This is a genomic window from Bartonella sp. CL162QHHD (assembly GCF_042195435.1).
Classification (GTDB): domain Bacteria; phylum Pseudomonadota; class Alphaproteobacteria; order Rhizobiales; family Rhizobiaceae; genus Bartonella.
Genome location: NZ_JBHIOG010000006.1, coordinates 1 through 16,847 on the forward strand (window position 1 = coordinate 1; position 16,847 = coordinate 16,847).

Below are 16,847 nucleotides of genomic sequence, written 5' to 3' on the forward strand. Positions count from 1 at the left end.
ATGGCAAGATGCAATGGAGCAAGCCAAGGGTAAAGCCGAGGTTATTATAGCAAAACAACGCCATGGTCCGACAGGAATCGTCCCCCTTGCCTTTCAACCCGACTTTACATGCTGTAGTTTGACACTAGGTTTTATACTAAGTGGGAAAAGGTGGGATTAGGTAGGAATACGTGGTAATTTGTTGTTTTTATGTATAAAATTTAGCATTAAATGCGCGTTTTGTCAAAATAGATTTTGACACCTAAAATTGTAAAAAAGAGCGAAAATCAGAAAAAAATGCGTTTTCATGGTAAAAATGAGAGAAGGCTTTGAAAGGTCTTTGAAAACCCTGTGAAAAATTTTGAAAAGTCTGTGAAAGCCCAGAAAACCGCCTTTGAAGACCCTGTGAAAAAAATCAATCCAAAAGTTCAATTGACTCCAAAATCAGCCCAAAATAACCAAAAAAGCAAAAAAGATTTCCATATATAAGTGGAAATCTCTAAAAATTGAGTAAAAAGTATTTTTTATCAATAATTTATATAAATTTTTTAATGTAAAAAGATTTCCACTTTCATTTTTTATATTAAAGAGGCATTAAGCTGTATCTTATTTAGTTTCTGGATGTGCATTTTCAGCCTCTATTTGACGCTTTAAATGCAATTTTAGAAGAGGTAAAATAAGCTCGACTTCTTCCGTGTCGTTGATGTCTTGAACAAGCTCTTGCAGTTTTCCATAAAGTTCTGCCGCGAGTTCCGCTATATCTTCAGGAGGGATTTTTATATTTGCATCGCGATAGGTTGTATAAGCTATGCGACCAAGCTTTTTCATGAGACCAGCAGGGATGGTTGGTGCTTTAAAACCTGCTGCTTTCGCTTTTGCCATGTCACTAAACATTTCGCCTTCACCTGTAATTAGCCAAGTTAAGTTGATATTTAATTGCTGTGATAAAGCAGTCAAAAATTTTACATTGGGAAAAGTGGTCCCTCTTTCAGCATGGTCATAAATTGCTTTTTTAATACCTAAACGGGTAGCTATCTTATCTCGATTAAGCTCTAAGCTTTCTCGTATCAAGCGTAAGCGCTTTGCTAGTTCTGTTTTAGGTTCTAGTTCGGGGCGTGCCAAAAATGCTCCTTATTCATATTTAGGTTCGTTTTAAATTACAGGATTTTAAAAAGAGATTTCCCCATTCATCTTAGAGAGGCATTAAGCCGTATTTTGTGTAGTTTCTAGATGTACTCTTTCAGCTTCTATTTGACGCTTTAAATGAATTTTAAGAAGAGGGAAAGTTGCTTCTACTTCTTCCATGTCGTTGATGTCTTGAACAAGCTCTTGCAGTTTTTTATAAAGTTCCGCCGCGAGTTCCGCTATATCTTCAGGGGGGAGTTTTATTTTAGCATCGCGATAGGTTGTATAAGCTATGCGACCAAGCTTTTTCATGAGACCAGCAGGAATGGTGGGTGCTTTAAAACCTGCTGCTTTCGCTTTTGCCATGTCACTAAACATTTCGCCTTCACCAGTGACAAGCCAGTCTAAGGATATTCCACAGCGATCTTTATATATTCGCAGTATAGATGCAGGAGGCTCTCGTAAACCCGTTTCATAATTGCGCATAGTCGTTTCGGGAATATCAAAATGTTTAGCAAATTGTTTGCGCTCTGTAAAACCAAGGGTGTGTCGTATTTCACGCAATCGTTTTGCCAGTTCTGTTGTAGGTTCTTTTTCAGGGCGTGCCAAAAAAATCACTCCAAATGACATTTGGGTATTTACAAAAGCCTATTTAGGCTGTATACCTATTATTACCGCCCGATATTGAGGGCAGATATTTTACAATTAACCCCACAAAAAACGGATGGTTTGAGCATCCGTTTGAAGCAGGAGCGAAAGTTATGACAACCACCCAAACATGCATTCAAGTATGGGATCGCCATAGTATTTTAGCTGAGCTACGCCGCCGTAATATGACCTTGGCGGAGCTCGCGAAAGCTTATCAACTCTCGTCATCCAGTGTTCAACATATCTGGACACGGTCTAACGAGAAAGCCGAACGCGCTATTGCCGATTTTATCGGTTTGCCCGTCGAGCAGGTTTTTAGCGACCGCTACCCCAAAAGTCGCCGTCGCATTTTTAAAGCAGCAAAACATGCCAATACAGATTCGCGTGCGCATTCTGCTTTGCGCGGGAATGCTGCTTGAACTTCGTTACACGGCTTTGCGCTTTTGCGCATTTGCCATGAATTTAAATACCATAAGATAAAAAGGTTTATCAATGTCTAAAGATCAGTACGAAATAGGCAAGATAAATTGCATAGAGTTGCATCATAGAACAGCCGTTTGCATGGGGTGGTTCTGGCGATTAAATGGTGGTCATATTGTTTTTATAGGGGGTGGTTATGGTTGCTGCTTGTAATTTATGGACCCCAGATGTCAGAAACGATATCGTTAATCCTTATTCAGAAGTTGAACGTTTACAGGTGATGCTTTCCTGTTCTTTAAAAGCCGTGAGTAGTGGATTTAAGCATCTGCCGATCCGGTATATTATTGCCCCCCCGCATGGCTTATTTGATGCGGCGTTAGCACGGCAGATTGTTATTCATATTTTGCATTATCAGTTTGAGGTGCCACGGCGGCGTATTGTTGCGATACAGGCACGTCAGCGGACTTCTATTTCTCTATCTATGCAAGTGATTAACCGGCGTTTGGAAGAACCTGTATTTGCGAAAGCTTATCGAAGATGGGCGGGGCGTGCGATGGATTTGTTTTTTAAAGAGATCAGAAAGGCGGCGGCGTGATGGCACAGTTTCAAAAGCTTGCTCTTGATGTGATTGTGGTGCCGGAGCGTATACGCCCTGTGGATGATGAACATGCCAAGGCACTTGCACAATCAATGGCGCGGGAGGGATTGATGAATCCGATTACGGTGCGCCATACCCCCAATGCTAAGGAAGGTAATTACACGCTTATTGCTGGTGCGCATCGGCTTCGTGCTGCTGAGCTTTTAGGCTATAGCGAAATTGATGCGGTTGTGGTGCAGGCTGATAAGGACAATGCTGCGCTTTTAGAAGTGGCAGAGAATTTGTTTCGCAATGAATTGTCTGTTATTGACCGTGCGCTTTTTGTCCAGACTTACCGCGAATTGTGGGAAAAGAAGTATGGGGAGATTAAGGTTGGTGGGGACGGTAGTAATCAACATAAAGTCAAAAAAGAGCAATTCGGTCAAGTTGACCGAATTGCTCATACCGATGAAGAAAGTGATAAGGGAGTTACTTTTTGCTTTGCTAGACATGTGGCAGATCGCATTGGTTTATCTGAAGAGTCAGTGAGACGACTTAATCGTATTTCCAAGTATTTACAGCCAGAATTACGCTCTGTTTTGCGGGGGACGGCATTGGCGGATAATCAAGCGCAATTGTTGAAGTTGGCGAAGATGGAGCCGGTTGCGCAACGGCGTGTGGCAATTGCTTTGCAACAGGTTGAGGGGGATTTACGGCGGGCTGTTGATTTGGTCAATGGGATTAATACGCCGCCGCAAATTAATGAACAAGAGCGGGTTTTTGCTCAGTTATTGGGTGTTTGGCAGAGAGCAGATGCGCAGACAAAGGCGCGGTTTTATGATTATTTGAACAAGCAATCGGGGGAGGTGCTGTCATGAAGAGGCATGGTTGCGGGCAGCTTGATTTTTTCCAAAAGCCGGTTTTTCCTTGTCGTGAACCCGTTGCACAGATTGATTTAGGGCGGTTTCGCTCGCGCATTAAGCGTGCGATGGCGCGTGCTTTGAGAGAATGCCGGCATGAGCGCAGTGTGATTGCGGAGCGTATGGCGCATTATTTAGGGATTGGGTGTTTAAGTAAGGCCAGTTTGGATGCTTATGTTGCGGAAAGTAAGCAGGTGGATATTTCCCTGCCGCGGTTTAAGGCATTTGTGCGGGCGACAGAGGCATTTTGGCTTTGGGATGAGGTGGTGAGTGAAGATGGATTGTTGCTGTTGCAAGGGGATGAGGCGCGGTTAGCAGAAATTGCGCGGTTGCAGCAGGAACAGCGGGAGATTGCAGTGCGATTGAAAGCCATGCGCGCAACGCCGGTTCGCATTAAAAGGGGGCAGCCATGAAGGAATGGTTTACTATTGCCGAATTGGCTGAGGCAGCTTTGCCAGGGTTGCCGAAAACATATAAAAGTCTTGAAAACCACGGACGGGCATATTGGAGAAAAAACTCTGAACTTTCGAGGAAAGTGGGAGGCAAAACCAAGCCGGTTTGGGAGTATCACATTTCTTTATTGCCGGAGGGGGCGCGGGCGGCGTTGTTGGTGCGGTTTGGTGGGGTTTGTGTAGAAGAAAAGACAGAGAAAAGCGATCAAAAGACAAGTATTTGGGTGCGTTATGAGGGGCTTTCAAAGGCGCATAAAAGGCGCTGTGAAGAGCGTTTGAAGGCACTTTGCTTTTGGGAAGATTTGCTCCATGCCGGTATGGGTGTGCATGATGCGGCAAGTTTGAGTGCGGTGCAATTTGGTGTGAGCCGGATGTCGCTTTTTAATTGGCGGCAGATGGTGGAGGGGTATGAGCGCCCTGATTGGTTGGCAGCGCTTGCACCTTGTTATGGTGAGGAGAATGTTTCGCAATTTGCGCCGTGTCATGAGGGGGCGTGGGAGGTTTTTTGTTCGGATTATTTGCGCCCCTCTAAACCTGCTTTTTCGGCGTGTTATCGGCGCATGGTTTCGGTTGCGCAGGAGCGGGGTTGGCAGCCCATTCCTTCAGAGCGGGCTTTGCGGCGTCGTTTTAAGGCGCAAGTTTCCAAAGCGGTTGTGGTTTTAGCGCGTGAGGGAGAAGAAAAGGCAAAAAAGCTTTATCCAGCCCAACGGCGTGATCGCTCGAGCTTGCATGCACTGCAAGCAGTGAATATGGACGGGCATAAGCTGGATGTTTTTGTGAATGTTCCTTGGACAGAGAAGCCTGTGCGGCTTTATCTGATTGCCATTCAAGATCTTTATTCGGGCAAGATTTTATCGTGGCGCCTGTCGGATGCTGAGACTTGGGAAATCGTGCGTTTGGTGATTGGGGACATGGTGGAAGCTTATGGCATACCGGAGCGTATGACCTTGGATAATGGGCGTGCCTTTACCAGCAAGTGGATTTCTGGAGGTGTGCAAAACCGTTTTCGTTTTAAGATTAAGCCGGATGATCCGCAGGGGCTTTTGACGAGTTTGGGTGTGCAATTGCAATGGACCACCCCTTATAGCGGACAGTCTAAACCGATTGAGCGGGCATGGCGTGATCTGGCAGAAGCGATTTCTAAACATCCCTTTTGTGCGGGGGCTTATACGGGCAATAAACCGGATGCCAAGCCTGAAGATTATGGAAAACGCGCGATAGGATTTGAAGCGTTTAAAGCCCATGTTGGTGCGCAGATTGTGGCGCATAATGCGCAAGCGGGGCGCAAGGCGGTTAATTGTGCGGGGCGCAGTTTTGATGAGACCTTTACAGAGAGCTTGCAAGCCGAGGGGACGATTATTCGGCAAGCAACGGCAGCACAACGGGCTTTATGGCTTTTAACCTCTGAGGCATTGCGTGCGCAAAAGGGTACGGGCGAGATCCATTTTTATGGCAATCGTTATTGGGCGCGGGCGTTGAATGAGCATGCGGGGAAAAAAGTGATTGTACGCTTTGATCCGGATCATTTGCATCAAGATTTACGGGTTTATGATTTGAACAATCGGTTGCTTTGTTTGGCACCATGCCTTTCTGATGTAGGTTTTTATGACCAGCAGGCGGCGCGCTTGAATGGGCGTTTGCGTAAAGAATATGTGAAGGCTGTTAAAGCAGAAAAACAGCTAGCGGCAAAGCTTGCGCCTGATCACTTGGCCGATGTTTATGGTCGCCTTGAGAAAAAGGATGAAGCGTTCAAATCTAAGCTTCCGATAAAGCCAAAGGTGAGCCGCTTGATGCCAAACAATGTGGGGAATTTAGCTTTGAAAGCAGACGATGATGAGGCTTTGGGGGAGGAAGAATTCAGTCAACACTTGCATAAAGCTTTGAGAAAGCTTTCCGCCTCTGATGAGGGGCGTGAGGTGATCAAGTTTCCCAAGCAATAGAATAAGGAAATAGGAAAAGAGAGGGGGGATTTAAGGGGACCGGTTGAGGTCCATGTGCGGGGTTGAAGCGTTAACAAAGAAAAGGGGGGAGAAGTCTTAATCCTTTAAAAGTTTAAATCAATACAATTAAATTTTCAGGTGTCTTTGCTTATCAGGTGAGGAGCGTGAAGTTAGCAAGTTCCCCGATGTGTGAGAAAGAAAGGGGATTTGCAAGGTTAGCCGTTTTAGTATCGCGTACGGCTTTTAAATGTTCATTCTAAAGACAAAAGATAAGGGGCGGGTGGGAGCCCTTCCCCTTATCAATAGTCTAAAATCAATACAGAGGGGAATATACATGAAAAACGCGATAAATGCAACGGTCGATAAAAATCCCTGGGCGCGACCTAAAATCCAGCCTAATGGAACAGCACAAAACCGCAACAGTGATGACATTGCTTTATGGAATGAGCTTGTGGATGCAGTGAGAGCTTTGGGGCAAATGAATGATTGGTCGAAAGCAGAGGTGGCGCGACGCATAGGCATGCCGGATGGGACGTTTTCGCAATGGTATGCGGGCAGTTATGCGGGGCAATTGGGTAAGCAAAATGCAAAGGTTCAACAATGGGTTGAGGTTTTAAAGGAAACGGCGGGGTTTTTGGAGCGCATTCCTGAAAAACCAGCCTTTCAGAGGAATCGAATTGCCAGTGAGATTATTGATACTTTAACACTGGCACAAAGTACGGGGGATATGGTGATGATTACGCTTGATGCGGGCAGTGGTAAGACCGAAACCTGCCGCCATTATCGCTCTACCCGCCCGCATGTTTATTTGGTGACAGCCAGCCCGCATACGCGCAGTGTTCACGGTATTTTGAATGATATGGCAGCAGAATTGGAAGTGGTGGAATATAATCCCACCCGCTTAACGCGTGCGATTGGTAAGAAATTAGAGCGCGTGGGCAGTGGCACGTTGTTGATTGTTGATGAAGCGCAAAATTTAACGGATGAGGCGATTAATCAGTTGCGCCACTTTGTTGATATTAATGGTACGGGGTTGGCTTTGGTTGGCAATGATGAAATCTCTGGACGGTTGGTTCATCGTCAAAATGGTCCCTCTTATGCGCAAATTAAAAGCCGATTGGCGATGCATTTGAAACGGCGCAAGCCCTATAGTGAGGATATTGCAGCGCGCATTCATGATTGGGGGATTGAAGATGTTGGTGCGATAAAGTTTTTGACGGGAATTGGTTTGAAAGCTGGTGCTTTGCGGCAAATTGACAAAACCATGATGTTGGCACGCATGGCAGCGCTTGGAGATGGGTGTGAGGTGACCCTGAAACATGTCAAAGCGGCATGGAAAAACCGTGACGTGGAGGAATTGGCATGATCTCTTTATGCGACAAAGAATTATCCGATACGCTTGTTGGTCTTTATGACGATTATCAATGCGGTTTTGATATTGGAGAACAGCTTAAATTGTGTGTTGATTTGGCGTTATTGCTTGAATTGGAGTTGAGTGTTCACCGTTTGGGGGAGGCGGATGCGGTTTTGGAAGCTGAAGTTGCAGAAGTTTTGGCTGAGTGTGAAGGCTCTGATGCGGATGAGAGCAATCGTGTGATTTATATGGATTTTGGAGGCGGAAAATGATGGAACGCAACCCCTATATGGTGAGAGAGTGCTTGATTGCTTTGCGCTCTGCCTTGTTAAAACATGAAATGGATGGGATTTTTTTGCATGGACAAGATGTTCGAGAATTGAATGAGTATTTGCGTCGTTTGGCAGGCTATAACCACGTTTTAGGTCATGAGCTTATGCGGTGTCGTTGGCAATTGAAAGCGGGATGTGCGCCTTCTTCAGGGGATGTTGTGCCATTTCGTCGGTTTCAAAAAACATAAGGAGGAAGTTGGTGATGAATCCACAAATTGAACTTGAAGGTACGCGTTATATGAAGGATGCGAAAGGGGCTTTGGTGCCGGTAAACCTGATCCGCCCTGCGGATTTGTTAGAGGATGAAACGGTGCGCAAAATTATGGGTTTTGCGAAAGAATTATCGGCAAGGATTGCACGTTTTAACAACCATACGATTGCGGATTTGAGTGATTTTGATAGCTTGCTTGCGCAAGAATATGGTGTGGAGCGGCGTGGCAAAAAGGGCAATTGTACTTACACAAGCTTTGATGGTTTGCAACGCATTAAGGTGCAGGTACAGGAAAGTGTTGATTTTGGACCGCAATTGCAAATTGCCAAAAGCCTTCTTGATGAATGTTTGAATGAATGGTCTGCGGATGCGCGCCCTGAAATCCGTGCGATTATTACGCGTGCTTTTAATACGGATAAAGAAGGCAAGGTGAATCGGGGGGAGATCTTTATGCTGTTGCGTTTGGATATTGATGATCCACGCTGGAAAGAGGCGATGCGTGCTATTCGTGAGTCATTCCGTGTGACGACATCTAAGGAATATGTGCGTTTTTATGAGCGTGATAGCCTAGAAAGCGCTTGGCGTGCTGTAACCATTGATCTGGCGAAGACATGAGGGAGGTAACATGTCTTTAGCTGTCCTTCATATGGGAAAACGCGCGTTAGGTCTTGATGATGAGACCTATCGCGCACTGCTCTATCGCTTAACAGGCAAGCAATCGGCGAAAGATTTGAATTTTTCAGAAAAGCACTTGGTTATCGCTGAAATGAAAGCGTTTGGTTTTAAGCCGAATGGGAAGCGTTTAGAGGGTAAATATGCCAAGAAGCTCCAGGCGCTCTGGATTGCTGGGTGGAATCTTGGCATTATTCGTGATCGTTCAGACAAGGCGTTGCTTGCCTTTGTGAAAAGACAGACAGGGATTGATCATGTTCGCTTTTTACGCGATAGCGATGATGCATGCAGAGCTATTGAGGCGTTGAAAGGTTGGTTGCAGCGTGAGGGTGGGGTTGACTGGAAAGGGAAAAACCGCGAAGATTCATGGAGGAATAAACCAAGCATTTCCATTTTGTGTGCCCAATGGAAGTGTTTGAATCCCGATGCTATGTTTGAGCTTGGGGCTTTTCATCAAAGTGTTATGGCGTTAAGTGGTAAAGCTTTGGGTGAGATGAGTGGGGGCGACTTTAGAGAAGTGATGAATGTTTGGGGGCGGAAAATCCGTAAAGGTGTTAAAAGCGAGGGGTAAGCATGTATGCAAGAGGAAATCTATAGCGATTTTCCTGCCTTATTGCGTGAAATAGCTGATGTTGCGGGCAGTGAAGCAGCATGGAATATGATGCGGGCTTTTGGTGGACGAGAAGTTTATATACCCGGGCGTCTTGAGAGTGCGGATTGGTTGATTGAAATTGTTGGGTTTGAAGAGGCGCAGCAACTCATCAACCATTTTTGTTTTAATGGTTCGGGTGTGCGCCTTCTTATCCCCCTTGGCAGAGATGCTGAACGGCGGCAAAAAATGGTGCAAGCGTTGCAAAAAGGCTGGTCGGTGGATACTGCAGCTGCTGTTTCTGGTATGCATGTGCGTACAGCCTATCGCTTGAAGAAGAAAATTTCTTCAAAAGAACCACAAGGTTTATTATTTCCAGAGTTTTATGAGTATTGAGAGTTTTGACTGACAGTGTCAGGCTTATATTGGGGGAGTGAGACCCGATAAACTGCGAATGGATTTTTATTCATTGAGTGGTTTGTTATGGTTTCAATAGATGCCTCTTTTCTTCATCGCCTTGCGCCTAAATTGGCGCATCATGCGCGCCAAGATTTTATTATTGTTGAAATGGCACGTGTGTTGCCTGAAGCTTTATCCTATGGAGCGATCACGACACCATTGCGTGTTGCGCATTTTTTAAGCCAATGTGCCCATGAGAGTGATGGCTTTTTTACCGTTTGTGAATATGCCTCAGGGCGCGCTTATGAGGGGCGGCGTGATTTAGGCAATGTCAACCCTGGGGATGGGGTGCACTTTAAGGGGCGTGGTTTGATCCAGTTGACGGGGCGCAATAATTATCGTCGTTTTACGAAGTTTTGGCGCTTAGTCGATGAACAAGCGGTTGATTGTGAAGCATTTCCGCAAGAGCTGGAAAAGTTTCCAGCAGCGCTTTGGTCTGCTGTTTGGTTTTGGCAAATGAAAGGCTTGAATAGGCTGGCTGATCAAGATGATGTCGTGAGGATTACCAAGGCGATCAATGGGGGCAAGAATGGACTTGTGCAACGTTTGATTTATTTGAACCGCGCCAAAAAGCTTTTGGGACTTGGAGGCGAGGTAAAGGCATGAAACCTTCTTATCGTGGTTCTAGGCTCTATTTATGGTGGTCCTTTTGGTTTGCTTGGGGGGTTATTTTTTTGCTCGTTTCTGGTGGTTTGTGGGGGGCTCCGCATATTGTTGATATGGCGAGCATTTCTATTCCTTCGATGGTGGCGATTATTGTTGGCAATCTGGGGGTGCATCGTGGCTTTGGCTCGTTGGATTTTTCCAATAGGAAGCATTCCCATAAGCGGCATAGCCGCTCCTATGATGGGGTGGAGATAACGAGGTGGGGAGATAAAAGCAATGTTTAGCCCTGTTTCAAAACTGTCTTTTGGTCTGCTTTTTTTGGTCAGTGTGATGTTGGCGACTTTTGGCTTTATGAAAGCGCAAATTTTAAAGGCGGAAAAGGCGCGTGATTTGTATTGGCAGTTGGAGATTGCCAAGGCTTCAGCACGTGCACTGCTTGTACAAGAGCGACAAAGACAAGCAGCGTTGGAAGCTGAGCATCAAGCGCAAGGGGTGATTTCGGCTTTGGAACAAAAGCTTGTGAAAATGGAGGAAGTCAATGAGAAGTTGCCGGTTACTGGCGGTGGCATTGGGCTTGAGCGTGTGCGCTTGCTCAACACACAAGCCGGTGGGTAGCCTTTCTTATCATTTTTTATCGGTTGAGTTGCCGCCTGTTGTTCGCATGGCGTGTGCCCGCCCAGCTTTATTGCCAGAGCGTGCTTTGAATGCGCGCGAAGTGGTGCACTATTGGGGACGTGATCGTGCTGCTTTATTGATTTGTGAACAGCGCAGAAAAGCTGCGGAGCTGGCGATTTTAGGCAAAAGAGAGGGGACTTTTAAGTGAATTTGGATATCAGTGTTGCCAATGGCTGGTTGTCTTTATTGTTATCGGTTATTGCGATTTGTGGGGTTTTGAGAGCCTATTTTTCTTCAGGTGCGCGGGAAATGCTGAAAGATATCACGGCGCTTAAAGAGCGTGTGCAAAAGTTAGAAACAGAGATGGACTTTTTGCCTGATCGTGATGCGCTGCAAAGATTGGAAGTGAATATGGAGAAATTGAATGGTCGTCTCAACACGCTTTCTGCACAATTACAACCGGTGGCAGCCATTGGTGAGCGCTTGCAAGAGTTTTTGTTGGAGAATGCCAAGAAATGAAAGCAGATATGGATAAAATCATCCGTGAAGAAGCGCGGTTGATTATTTTAAAAGGGCTTGCTTGTGAGCGCAGCGAAACTTTATCGAGTGCGATGATTGAGCGGCTTTTATACAGTTATGGCATCAGACGCGATCGCGATTTTGTGCATAATGAACTGGCATGGATGGAAGATCAAGGTGCTGTTACTTTAAAATGTGTGGGTTCAGTTTTTCTTGCGGCGTTAACAGAACGGGGAGCGCGTCATTTAGACCGGAGCTTTTCCATTGAGGGGATTAAGCGGCCTAAACGTTCATCAATAAAAGACGAGGTGAAGGATGCGCAAGGTCGGGCGTGGACGTTTAACGGCGATTGATTTATTGCCGCAAGCTTGTGATCAAATTATTGCTGCTGCTGCTGAGGCTTTAAATGGGCGTGAGAAGACACAAATGGCTATTTATGGTGAGTTTAAAGCGGCTTTGAAGGCTTTACGAAAGGAAACGGGTCTCAGCTTTTCTATTCCCTCTTTTTCCAGTTTTAATCGTTATTCTTTGCGGCTAGCCGTGATGTCACGGCGCCTAGAACAGACAAGAGAAATTGCCGCAAGCCTCTCCAAGCGCTTTGATGCTAAAGCTTCTGATAATATCACTCTTTTGACGGCAGCAGCGATTAAGGAGTTGATTTTTTCAACGTTGAGCAGTGGGAAAAACCTTTCGCCAAAGGCAGCACAAGAATTGGCCAATGCGCTTAAAGGCGTGTTGGCGGCTGAACATTTGTCGACCACCAGACGGCAAAGATTAGAGAAGGATTTTACCAGCAAAGCAAGCAAAGCGGTTGACGCAGCAGCAGCAGCGGCGGGGCTCTCAGAAGAAACAGCGCGAGCTATTCGTGCGCAGGTGTTGGGGGTAAAACATGGCTGAAGGGCAAAATTTTTCTGAACAGATTGCTTTTAAAAGTCATGGCTGTGAACATCAGAATACCTATGACATTTGGCAGAGAAGTACTTTTCCCAAAGAGAGTGATCCCTTAGCGGAAGGCGTTTTGATGGCGCATCAACGGGCATGGATAGAAGATAAGTCCCCATTAAAATTGGTTGAAAAGGGGCGGCGGACCGGCATTACTTTTGCGGAAGCTTTGGATGATACCCTTATTGCGGCAGCAACGCTTAAGGCTGGTGGCGATAATGTTTTTTATATTGGAGACACCAAAGAAAAGGGACGTGAATTTATTGGTTATGTGAGCAATTTTGCAAGGGCAATCACTCGTAATAGTGGGGATGTGGAGGAATTTTTATTCTCTGATCAAAGGGCGGATGGTTCAACGAAATATATCTCTGCTTATCGGGTGCGTTTTGCTTCGGGGTTTCGGGTTGAGGCGCTTTCTAGCCGCCCTGAAAACATTCGGGGGTTACAGGGCATTGTAGTGATTGACGAGGCGGCTTTTCATCAAGATGTGCGCTCTGTTTTGGATGCTGTCAATGCTTTGCTCATTTGGGGAGGAAAAATCCGTGTGATCTCCACCCATAATGGTGTGCTCAATCCTTTCAATGAACTGATCCGTGAGGCGCGAGCAGGTAAGGTTCCTTTTTCGGTGCATTGTTACCCCTTTGGTGTTGCTGTTAAAAATGGCTTGTTTAAACGTGTTTGTGCCATGAAGGGGGAGGTGTGGAGTCGAATTTCTGAACAACAATGGGAAGATCAAATTCGCGCGTCTTATGGGATACGTTTGAGTGCGATGCGGCAAGAATTAGATGCCATACCAGCTGATCAAGAAGGGGCGGCTTTAACACGCTTACAGATTGAAAATTGTTGTGCGCCTGATATTGCGGTGTTGCGTTTTGCTTGTGTGGATGATTTTAAAAATCAATCGGAACATCAACGAAGTGTTGCTGCTTTTGCTTGGTGTGAGAAACATATAAAACCTCTTCATATTGGGCTTGACCGGCGGCGCCAACATGTTTTTGGTGTTGATTTTGCCAGATCGGGCGATGCGACATCGATTGTGGTGATGGAGGTGGGACAAGATTTGGTGCGCCGTGTCCGGTTTATGGTGGAATTGCGCAATACGCCGTTTGATCAACAAAGAGAGATTTTATTTTATGGGGTGAATGGTTTGCCGCGTTTGATGGGCGGCGCGTTAGATGCGCGGGGCAATGGGGCTTATTTAGCCGAAAAAGCGGCGCAACGTTATGGAGCTCTTGTGAAGGAAGTGCCCTTGTCACAAAGTTGGTATGGCAAGGAAATGCCGGCTTATTTAGAAGCTTTTGGGGATGGGACGATTGTTTTGCCGCGCGATAGTGACATTGTTGCCGATCATCAAGCGCTTGCTTATGTCAATGGCATTGTGAAAATTCCAGACAATCATCGTTTTAAAGGCAGTGATGGTTTTATGCGCCATGGTGATAGCGCGATTGCTTGCGCTTTGGCTTATTTTGCTAGCCGCCAAACTCCTGAAATTTATGATTATACACCTGTGAGAGAGGCTTATCGTTTTGATGAAAGCTCGCTCTTTTCAACGCCTTTTTTTTCAACAATGCGATCAAAGATTTATTGATGGGATGATGAGATGGTAAAACTTTTAGATCAGTGGGGTAGGGCGCTTAATATCAAAGGGTTGGAGCGAGAAGTTGCAAGCCCTACTGTTGGCGGTGTTCGTGATGTATGGTCACAAACCATTGTCAGTGGTCTCACCCCTCTGCAACTTGTTGATATTTTACAACAGGCAGCAGAGGGTCATCCAGAGCAGTTTTTCCAACTTGCCGATGATATGGAAGAGCGTGATTTGCATTATCGTGCTGTGCTTGGCATGCGTAAAAATGCCCTTACAGGGGTGGAGCCTGGAGTGATTGCCGCAAGCAACAGTGCACAGGACAAAAAGATAGCAGATGCGGTGCGGGAAGTGATTAGTGCGCCTACCTTTGTTGATGATTATGTCACGGATTTGTTAGATGCTTTGGGAAAAGGCTATGCGGTTGTTGAAACTTTGTGGGACAAGAGTGCCAAGGAATGGTGGCCGGTTGCTTGGAAATGGCGTGACCAGCGGTTTTTTCAATTGGATCGACGGGATGGTTTTCATTTGCGTTTAAAAGAAGAGGGGTCTTTTAATGGAAGTGAATTGCCTGCTTATAAATTTTCTATTCACAGACCCAAGTTGAAAAGCGGTTTGCCTATTCGTTCTGGGCTTGCGCGGCTTGCAGCTTGGGCTTTTTTGTTTAAATCTTATACCTTAAAAGATTGGATGGCATTTTTAGAAGTTTATGGCATGCCTTTGCGTGTGGGTAAATATGGGGCAAGCTCTTCTCATGAGGAACGGCGGGTTCTCATTCAAGCGGTGCGTGATTTATCCAGTGATGCGGCAGCGATTATTCCCAAAGAAATGGAGATTGAATTTATTGAAGCGGCAGGGGGCAGTGGCAATGCGGTGTTTGCTTCTAAGGCGGAATATTTAGATCGACAAATTTCTAAAGGTGTGTTGGGGCAAACCATGACGACGGATGATGGTGCGTCTTTTTCGCAAGCGCGCATTCATGAAAATGTGCGCCATGATATTGCCAGAGCTGATGCACGTCAATTAGCTTTAACGGCTAATCGTGATTTAATTGTGCCCTTTGTTGAGATTAATTTTGGGCGCCAAGAGCGCGCTCCCCTTGTCTATTGGCCGATTTCGGAAAATGAAGACATTAAAGCGATTAGTGATGCGCTGGAAAAACTTGTGCCTTTAGGTTTGCGTGTTGGGGCGCAAGAAGTGCGCAATAAGATTGGTTTTTCGCAACCAACAAAAGAAGAAGATGTTTTAAAGGCTCCTGATAATGCGCTTGATGATGAGAGGGGAGAAAAGGCTCATGTTTGTGCTGATTGTGGAGGTGTTTTTGATGTTTCTGTGACAAGAGAGAGCAAGGGTGCAAAAGAGAAGGGTGGGAAACATCACGACGAATTGGACCGGCTTTCACAAGAAGCTTTAAGTGACTGGGAAGAGGACTTAGAACCCCTTTTAGAGCCTTTTAAAAAGCTTGTGAGAGAAGCAAAAAGTTATGAGGATATCCTAAAAGGCTTAGATGAATTGCTAGGTGAGATGGATCATCACGCATTAGCAGCGCGCTTGGCAAAAGTACAAATGATTGCACGTGGGCTTGGGTATCATGGATGAGGAACTTTTTAAAACCGCCCCTAAAGAGGTCACCCGTTATTTTGAAGCCAAGGCACTTGTTCCAAGCTTTGATTGGCGTGATATAGCACCAGAAGAACATGCCTTTTCCTTTACGGTGGCAAAATCGCTAGGCTATGATATTTTGGAGGATTTTAAGCGAGCGGTTGGAGAAGCCATAAAGCATCAAGTTCCTTTTCAAGATTTTCAAAAAAATTTGATGCCGATTTTACAGGAAAAGGGTTGGTGGGGTAAAAAGACCAGCATTGACCCCAAAACTGGTGAAAAGAGCGTGGTACAATTGGGCAGCCCACGGCGTTTAGAAACGGTCTATTGGGCCAATACCATGAGTGCGCATGCGGCAGGTGAGTGGGAGCGCACACAAAATAATAAAGAATTTTTGCCCTATCTCACCTATGCTTTGTCAAGTTCAGAACATAAGCGTTTAGAACATGAAAGTTGGGTGGGGTTTACCGCACCTGTTGATGATCCGGTTTGGGATTGGCTTTATCCGCCCAATGGTTGGCGGTGTAAATGCAGTGTGCGACAGGTAAGCCGTTATGAAGCAGAAGATTTAGGCTATGAAGAGGGGGCAGAGCCACTTCATGTTGAAAAGCAGGTTTGGCACAATAAACGGACGGGGAAAGTTGAGAAGATACCAAAGGGGATTGATCCTGGTTGGCATTCTAATCCTGGGAAACATCGGGCGCAAAATTTAAGCAATTTTTTGAGTGATAAAGTCTCTGTGATGGGGGACAATGACAAGCGCATTGCCATTGAAGATATTGTGGGTTCACCACTTTTGGAAGCCATGTTTGAAGGACGGATGCCTCGCGGGTTTATACCCATTGCACCGATACCACAAAAGGTGGGTGATGTTTTTGCAGCGGAAAATTCTCTTATTCTCTTATCCGCAGACAGTGTGAAACATATTTTGTTAGAGCATCAAGCGCGTGATCTTCGCTTGGATGATTTTCGAGGCGCCATTCAAACACTCATTCGCCCCCATGGAATTATCAGGCGAAAAGGTGTACCGAGCGTTGTGTTTTTGGGTGAAAATGATGGGGTATGGTGGCGCTTAGCGGTTAAATTTGTGGCAAGCAAACAAGAATGGTGGTTGACCTCCATGCATAAAAAAAGCTCTAGAGAAATTGGACGCTTATTGGATGCGGCTGAAAAAAAGGGCGAGAGGTTGTTGTAAAGAGAACAACAGGAAGAAAGTCTTGTGTTCTTAACGGAAAAGAGGCGAGGAAAAAGAGAAGGCGTGGAGGGCGGTCAACTCCTCGCAGATCCGGTAAAACCGTCCTGG

26 protein-coding genes are annotated in these 16,847 nt (G+C 45.7%); 24 read left to right on the top strand and 2 right to left on the bottom strand.

The features are described 5' to 3' along the window. Positions 1-160, top strand: a 160-nt coding sequence (locus ACFILD_RS00290) for a DnaB-like helicase C-terminal domain-containing protein (protein WP_375664628.1), incomplete at its 5' end; no start/stop codon positions are given. Positions 161-330: 170 nt separating this feature from the next. Continuing rightward, on the top strand, positions 331-468 hold the full coding sequence (locus ACFILD_RS00295) for a hypothetical protein (protein ID WP_375664611.1): 138 nt from the start codon (positions 331-333) through the stop codon (positions 466-468). Between the two features lie 117 nt (positions 469-585). Here the strand turns inward: ACFILD_RS00295 and ACFILD_RS00300 are convergent, their stop codons facing one another. Together ACFILD_RS00300 and ACFILD_RS00305 are read right to left on the bottom strand one after the other, a co-directional pair. Next, positions 586-1,101, bottom strand: a complete 516-nt coding sequence (locus ACFILD_RS00300; protein WP_375664612.1) for a helix-turn-helix domain-containing protein — start codon at positions 1,099-1,101, stop codon at positions 586-588. Positions 1,102-1,182: 81 nt separating this feature from the next. Beyond that, complete coding sequence (locus ACFILD_RS00305; RefSeq protein WP_375664613.1) at positions 1,183-1,713, bottom strand: helix-turn-helix domain-containing protein; 531 nt, start codon at positions 1,711-1,713, stop codon at positions 1,183-1,185. A gap of 152 nt (positions 1,714-1,865) precedes the next feature. Here ACFILD_RS00305 and ACFILD_RS00310 point away from each other — a divergent pair, with 152 nt between their 5' ends. The 22 genes from ACFILD_RS00310 (at position 1,866) to ACFILD_RS00415 (ending at position 16,739) form a co-directional block, all read left to right on the top strand. Further along, entirely contained in the window at positions 1,866-2,171 is a 306-nt protein-coding gene (locus ACFILD_RS00310) for a helix-turn-helix transcriptional regulator (RefSeq protein ID WP_005864619.1), read from the top strand. Between the two features lie 73 nt (positions 2,172-2,244). Continuing rightward, positions 2,245-2,385 carry a hypothetical protein gene (locus ACFILD_RS00315; RefSeq protein WP_171815235.1) on the top strand — a complete coding sequence of 47 codons (141 nt, stop codon included), beginning with the start codon at positions 2,245-2,247 and terminating at the stop codon, positions 2,383-2,385. Continuing rightward, positions 2,369-2,767: a hypothetical protein gene (locus ACFILD_RS00320; protein ID WP_375664614.1), complete on the top strand. Its 399-nt coding sequence runs from the start codon at positions 2,369-2,371 to the stop codon at positions 2,765-2,767. The genes ACFILD_RS00315 and ACFILD_RS00320 overlap by 17 nt, the downstream gene beginning before the upstream one ends. Beyond that, a complete protein-coding gene (locus ACFILD_RS00325) occupies positions 2,767-3,627 on the top strand; it encodes a ParB/RepB/Spo0J family partition protein (RefSeq protein ID WP_375631537.1) in 861 nt (286 codons plus the stop codon). The genes ACFILD_RS00320 and ACFILD_RS00325 overlap by 1 nt, the downstream gene beginning before the upstream one ends. Further along, positions 3,624-4,082 carry a hypothetical protein gene (locus ACFILD_RS00330; RefSeq protein ID WP_375631539.1) on the top strand — a complete coding sequence of 153 codons (459 nt, stop codon included), beginning with the start codon at positions 3,624-3,626 and terminating at the stop codon, positions 4,080-4,082. Before ACFILD_RS00325 ends, ACFILD_RS00330 begins: the two co-directional genes overlap by 4 nt. Beyond that, the gene (locus ACFILD_RS00335) at positions 4,079-6,061 is read left to right on the top strand and encodes a transposase domain-containing protein (protein WP_375664615.1); all 1,983 of its coding nucleotides are present in this window, start codon (positions 4,079-4,081) and stop codon (positions 6,059-6,061) included. Before ACFILD_RS00330 ends, ACFILD_RS00335 begins: the two co-directional genes overlap by 4 nt. A 334-nt stretch (positions 6,062-6,395) precedes the next feature. Further along, positions 6,396-7,427 (top strand): AAA family ATPase, encoded by a 1,032-nt coding sequence (locus ACFILD_RS00340; RefSeq protein WP_273790128.1) that lies wholly within the window; start codon positions 6,396-6,398, stop codon positions 7,425-7,427. After that, positions 7,424-7,687: a hypothetical protein gene (locus ACFILD_RS00345; protein ID WP_375664616.1), complete on the top strand. Its 264-nt coding sequence runs from the start codon at positions 7,424-7,426 to the stop codon at positions 7,685-7,687. Before ACFILD_RS00340 ends, ACFILD_RS00345 begins: the two co-directional genes overlap by 4 nt. Beyond that, positions 7,684-7,935, top strand: a complete 252-nt coding sequence (locus ACFILD_RS00350; RefSeq protein ID WP_375626745.1) for a hypothetical protein — start codon at positions 7,684-7,686, stop codon at positions 7,933-7,935. Before ACFILD_RS00345 ends, ACFILD_RS00350 begins: the two co-directional genes overlap by 4 nt. 14 nt (positions 7,936-7,949) lie before the next feature. Beyond that, on the top strand, positions 7,950-8,573 hold the full coding sequence (locus ACFILD_RS00355; protein WP_375627429.1) for a DUF3164 family protein: 624 nt from the start codon (positions 7,950-7,952) through the stop codon (positions 8,571-8,573). 10 nt (positions 8,574-8,583) lie between these two features. Then, entirely contained in the window at positions 8,584-9,201 is a 618-nt protein-coding gene (locus ACFILD_RS00360) for a regulatory protein GemA (protein ID WP_375662985.1), read from the top strand. A gap of 6 nt (positions 9,202-9,207) precedes the next feature. After that, positions 9,208-9,615: a helix-turn-helix domain-containing protein gene (locus ACFILD_RS00365; protein ID WP_375612315.1), complete on the top strand. Its 408-nt coding sequence runs from the start codon at positions 9,208-9,210 to the stop codon at positions 9,613-9,615. Positions 9,616-9,702: 87 nt separating this feature from the next. Then, positions 9,703-10,284 (top strand): glycoside hydrolase family 19 protein, encoded by a 582-nt coding sequence (locus tag ACFILD_RS00370; RefSeq protein WP_375664617.1) that lies wholly within the window; start codon positions 9,703-9,705, stop codon positions 10,282-10,284. Beyond that, positions 10,281-10,568, top strand: a complete 288-nt coding sequence (locus tag ACFILD_RS00375) for a hypothetical protein (RefSeq protein WP_375631548.1) — start codon at positions 10,281-10,283, stop codon at positions 10,566-10,568. Before ACFILD_RS00370 ends, ACFILD_RS00375 begins: the two co-directional genes overlap by 4 nt. Next, complete coding sequence (locus tag ACFILD_RS00380; protein WP_375654600.1) at positions 10,561-10,899, top strand: hypothetical protein; 339 nt, start codon at positions 10,561-10,563, stop codon at positions 10,897-10,899. Before ACFILD_RS00375 ends, ACFILD_RS00380 begins: the two co-directional genes overlap by 8 nt. Then, positions 10,865-11,107 (top strand): hypothetical protein, encoded by a 243-nt coding sequence (locus ACFILD_RS00385; RefSeq protein WP_375664619.1) that lies wholly within the window; start codon positions 10,865-10,867, stop codon positions 11,105-11,107. Before ACFILD_RS00380 ends, ACFILD_RS00385 begins: the two co-directional genes overlap by 35 nt. After that, the gene (locus ACFILD_RS00390; protein ID WP_375607966.1) at positions 11,104-11,418 is read left to right on the top strand and encodes a DUF2730 family protein; all 315 of its coding nucleotides are present in this window, start codon (positions 11,104-11,106) and stop codon (positions 11,416-11,418) included. The genes ACFILD_RS00385 and ACFILD_RS00390 overlap by 4 nt, the downstream gene beginning before the upstream one ends. Next, positions 11,415-11,771 (top strand): hypothetical protein, encoded by a 357-nt coding sequence (locus tag ACFILD_RS00395; RefSeq protein WP_375612320.1) that lies wholly within the window; start codon positions 11,415-11,417, stop codon positions 11,769-11,771. The genes ACFILD_RS00390 and ACFILD_RS00395 overlap by 4 nt, the downstream gene beginning before the upstream one ends. Then, a complete protein-coding gene (locus ACFILD_RS00400) occupies positions 11,734-12,315 on the top strand; it encodes a phage protein Gp27 family protein (RefSeq protein WP_375631553.1) in 582 nt (193 codons plus the stop codon). Before ACFILD_RS00395 ends, ACFILD_RS00400 begins: the two co-directional genes overlap by 38 nt. Then, complete coding sequence (locus ACFILD_RS00405) at positions 12,308-13,948, top strand: hypothetical protein (RefSeq protein WP_375664620.1); 1,641 nt, start codon at positions 12,308-12,310, stop codon at positions 13,946-13,948. The genes ACFILD_RS00400 and ACFILD_RS00405 overlap by 8 nt, the downstream gene beginning before the upstream one ends. A 12-nt stretch (positions 13,949-13,960) precedes the next feature. Then, complete coding sequence (locus ACFILD_RS00410) at positions 13,961-15,541, top strand: DUF935 domain-containing protein (protein WP_375664621.1); 1,581 nt, start codon at positions 13,961-13,963, stop codon at positions 15,539-15,541. Beyond that, the gene (locus tag ACFILD_RS00415) at positions 15,534-16,739 is read left to right on the top strand and encodes a phage minor head protein (protein ID WP_375664622.1); all 1,206 of its coding nucleotides are present in this window, start codon (positions 15,534-15,536) and stop codon (positions 16,737-16,739) included. Before ACFILD_RS00410 ends, ACFILD_RS00415 begins: the two co-directional genes overlap by 8 nt. Positions 16,740-16,847: the final 108 nt, after the last annotated feature.

Bases quoted from the DNA above. Each gene is read 5' to 3' on its own strand.
- ACFILD_RS00310 (WP_005864619.1), top strand. From the start codon at position 1,866: ATGACAACCACCCAAACATGCATTCAAGTATGGGATCGCCATAGTATT.
- ACFILD_RS00315 (WP_171815235.1), top strand. From the start codon at position 2,245: ATGTCTAAAGATCAGTACGAAATAGGCAAGATAAATTGCATAGAGTTG.
- ACFILD_RS00320 (WP_375664614.1), top strand. From the start codon at position 2,369: ATGGTTGCTGCTTGTAATTTATGGACCCCAGATGTCAGAAACGATATC.
- ACFILD_RS00325 (WP_375631537.1), top strand. From the start codon at position 2,767: ATGGCACAGTTTCAAAAGCTTGCTCTTGATGTGATTGTGGTGCCGGAG.
- ACFILD_RS00330 (WP_375631539.1), top strand. From the start codon at position 3,624: ATGAAGAGGCATGGTTGCGGGCAGCTTGATTTTTTCCAAAAGCCGGTT.
- ACFILD_RS00335 (WP_375664615.1), top strand. From the start codon at position 4,079: ATGAAGGAATGGTTTACTATTGCCGAATTGGCTGAGGCAGCTTTGCCA.
- ACFILD_RS00340 (WP_273790128.1), top strand. From the start codon at position 6,396: ATGAAAAACGCGATAAATGCAACGGTCGATAAAAATCCCTGGGCGCGA.
- ACFILD_RS00345 (WP_375664616.1), top strand. From the start codon at position 7,424: ATGATCTCTTTATGCGACAAAGAATTATCCGATACGCTTGTTGGTCTT.
- ACFILD_RS00350 (WP_375626745.1), top strand. From the start codon at position 7,684: ATGATGGAACGCAACCCCTATATGGTGAGAGAGTGCTTGATTGCTTTG.
- ACFILD_RS00355 (WP_375627429.1), top strand. From the start codon at position 7,950: ATGAATCCACAAATTGAACTTGAAGGTACGCGTTATATGAAGGATGCG.
- ACFILD_RS00360 (WP_375662985.1), top strand. From the start codon at position 8,584: ATGTCTTTAGCTGTCCTTCATATGGGAAAACGCGCGTTAGGTCTTGAT.
- ACFILD_RS00365 (WP_375612315.1), top strand. From the start codon at position 9,208: ATGCAAGAGGAAATCTATAGCGATTTTCCTGCCTTATTGCGTGAAATA.
- ACFILD_RS00370 (WP_375664617.1), top strand. From the start codon at position 9,703: ATGGTTTCAATAGATGCCTCTTTTCTTCATCGCCTTGCGCCTAAATTG.
- ACFILD_RS00375 (WP_375631548.1), top strand. From the start codon at position 10,281: ATGAAACCTTCTTATCGTGGTTCTAGGCTCTATTTATGGTGGTCCTTT.
- ACFILD_RS00380 (WP_375654600.1), top strand. From the start codon at position 10,561: ATGTTTAGCCCTGTTTCAAAACTGTCTTTTGGTCTGCTTTTTTTGGTC.
- ACFILD_RS00395 (WP_375612320.1), top strand. From the start codon at position 11,415: ATGAAAGCAGATATGGATAAAATCATCCGTGAAGAAGCGCGGTTGATT.
- ACFILD_RS00400 (WP_375631553.1), top strand. From the start codon at position 11,734: ATGCGCAAGGTCGGGCGTGGACGTTTAACGGCGATTGATTTATTGCCG.
- ACFILD_RS00405 (WP_375664620.1), top strand. From the start codon at position 12,308: ATGGCTGAAGGGCAAAATTTTTCTGAACAGATTGCTTTTAAAAGTCAT.
- ACFILD_RS00410 (WP_375664621.1), top strand. From the start codon at position 13,961: ATGGTAAAACTTTTAGATCAGTGGGGTAGGGCGCTTAATATCAAAGGG.
- ACFILD_RS00415 (WP_375664622.1), top strand. From the start codon at position 15,534: ATGGATGAGGAACTTTTTAAAACCGCCCCTAAAGAGGTCACCCGTTAT.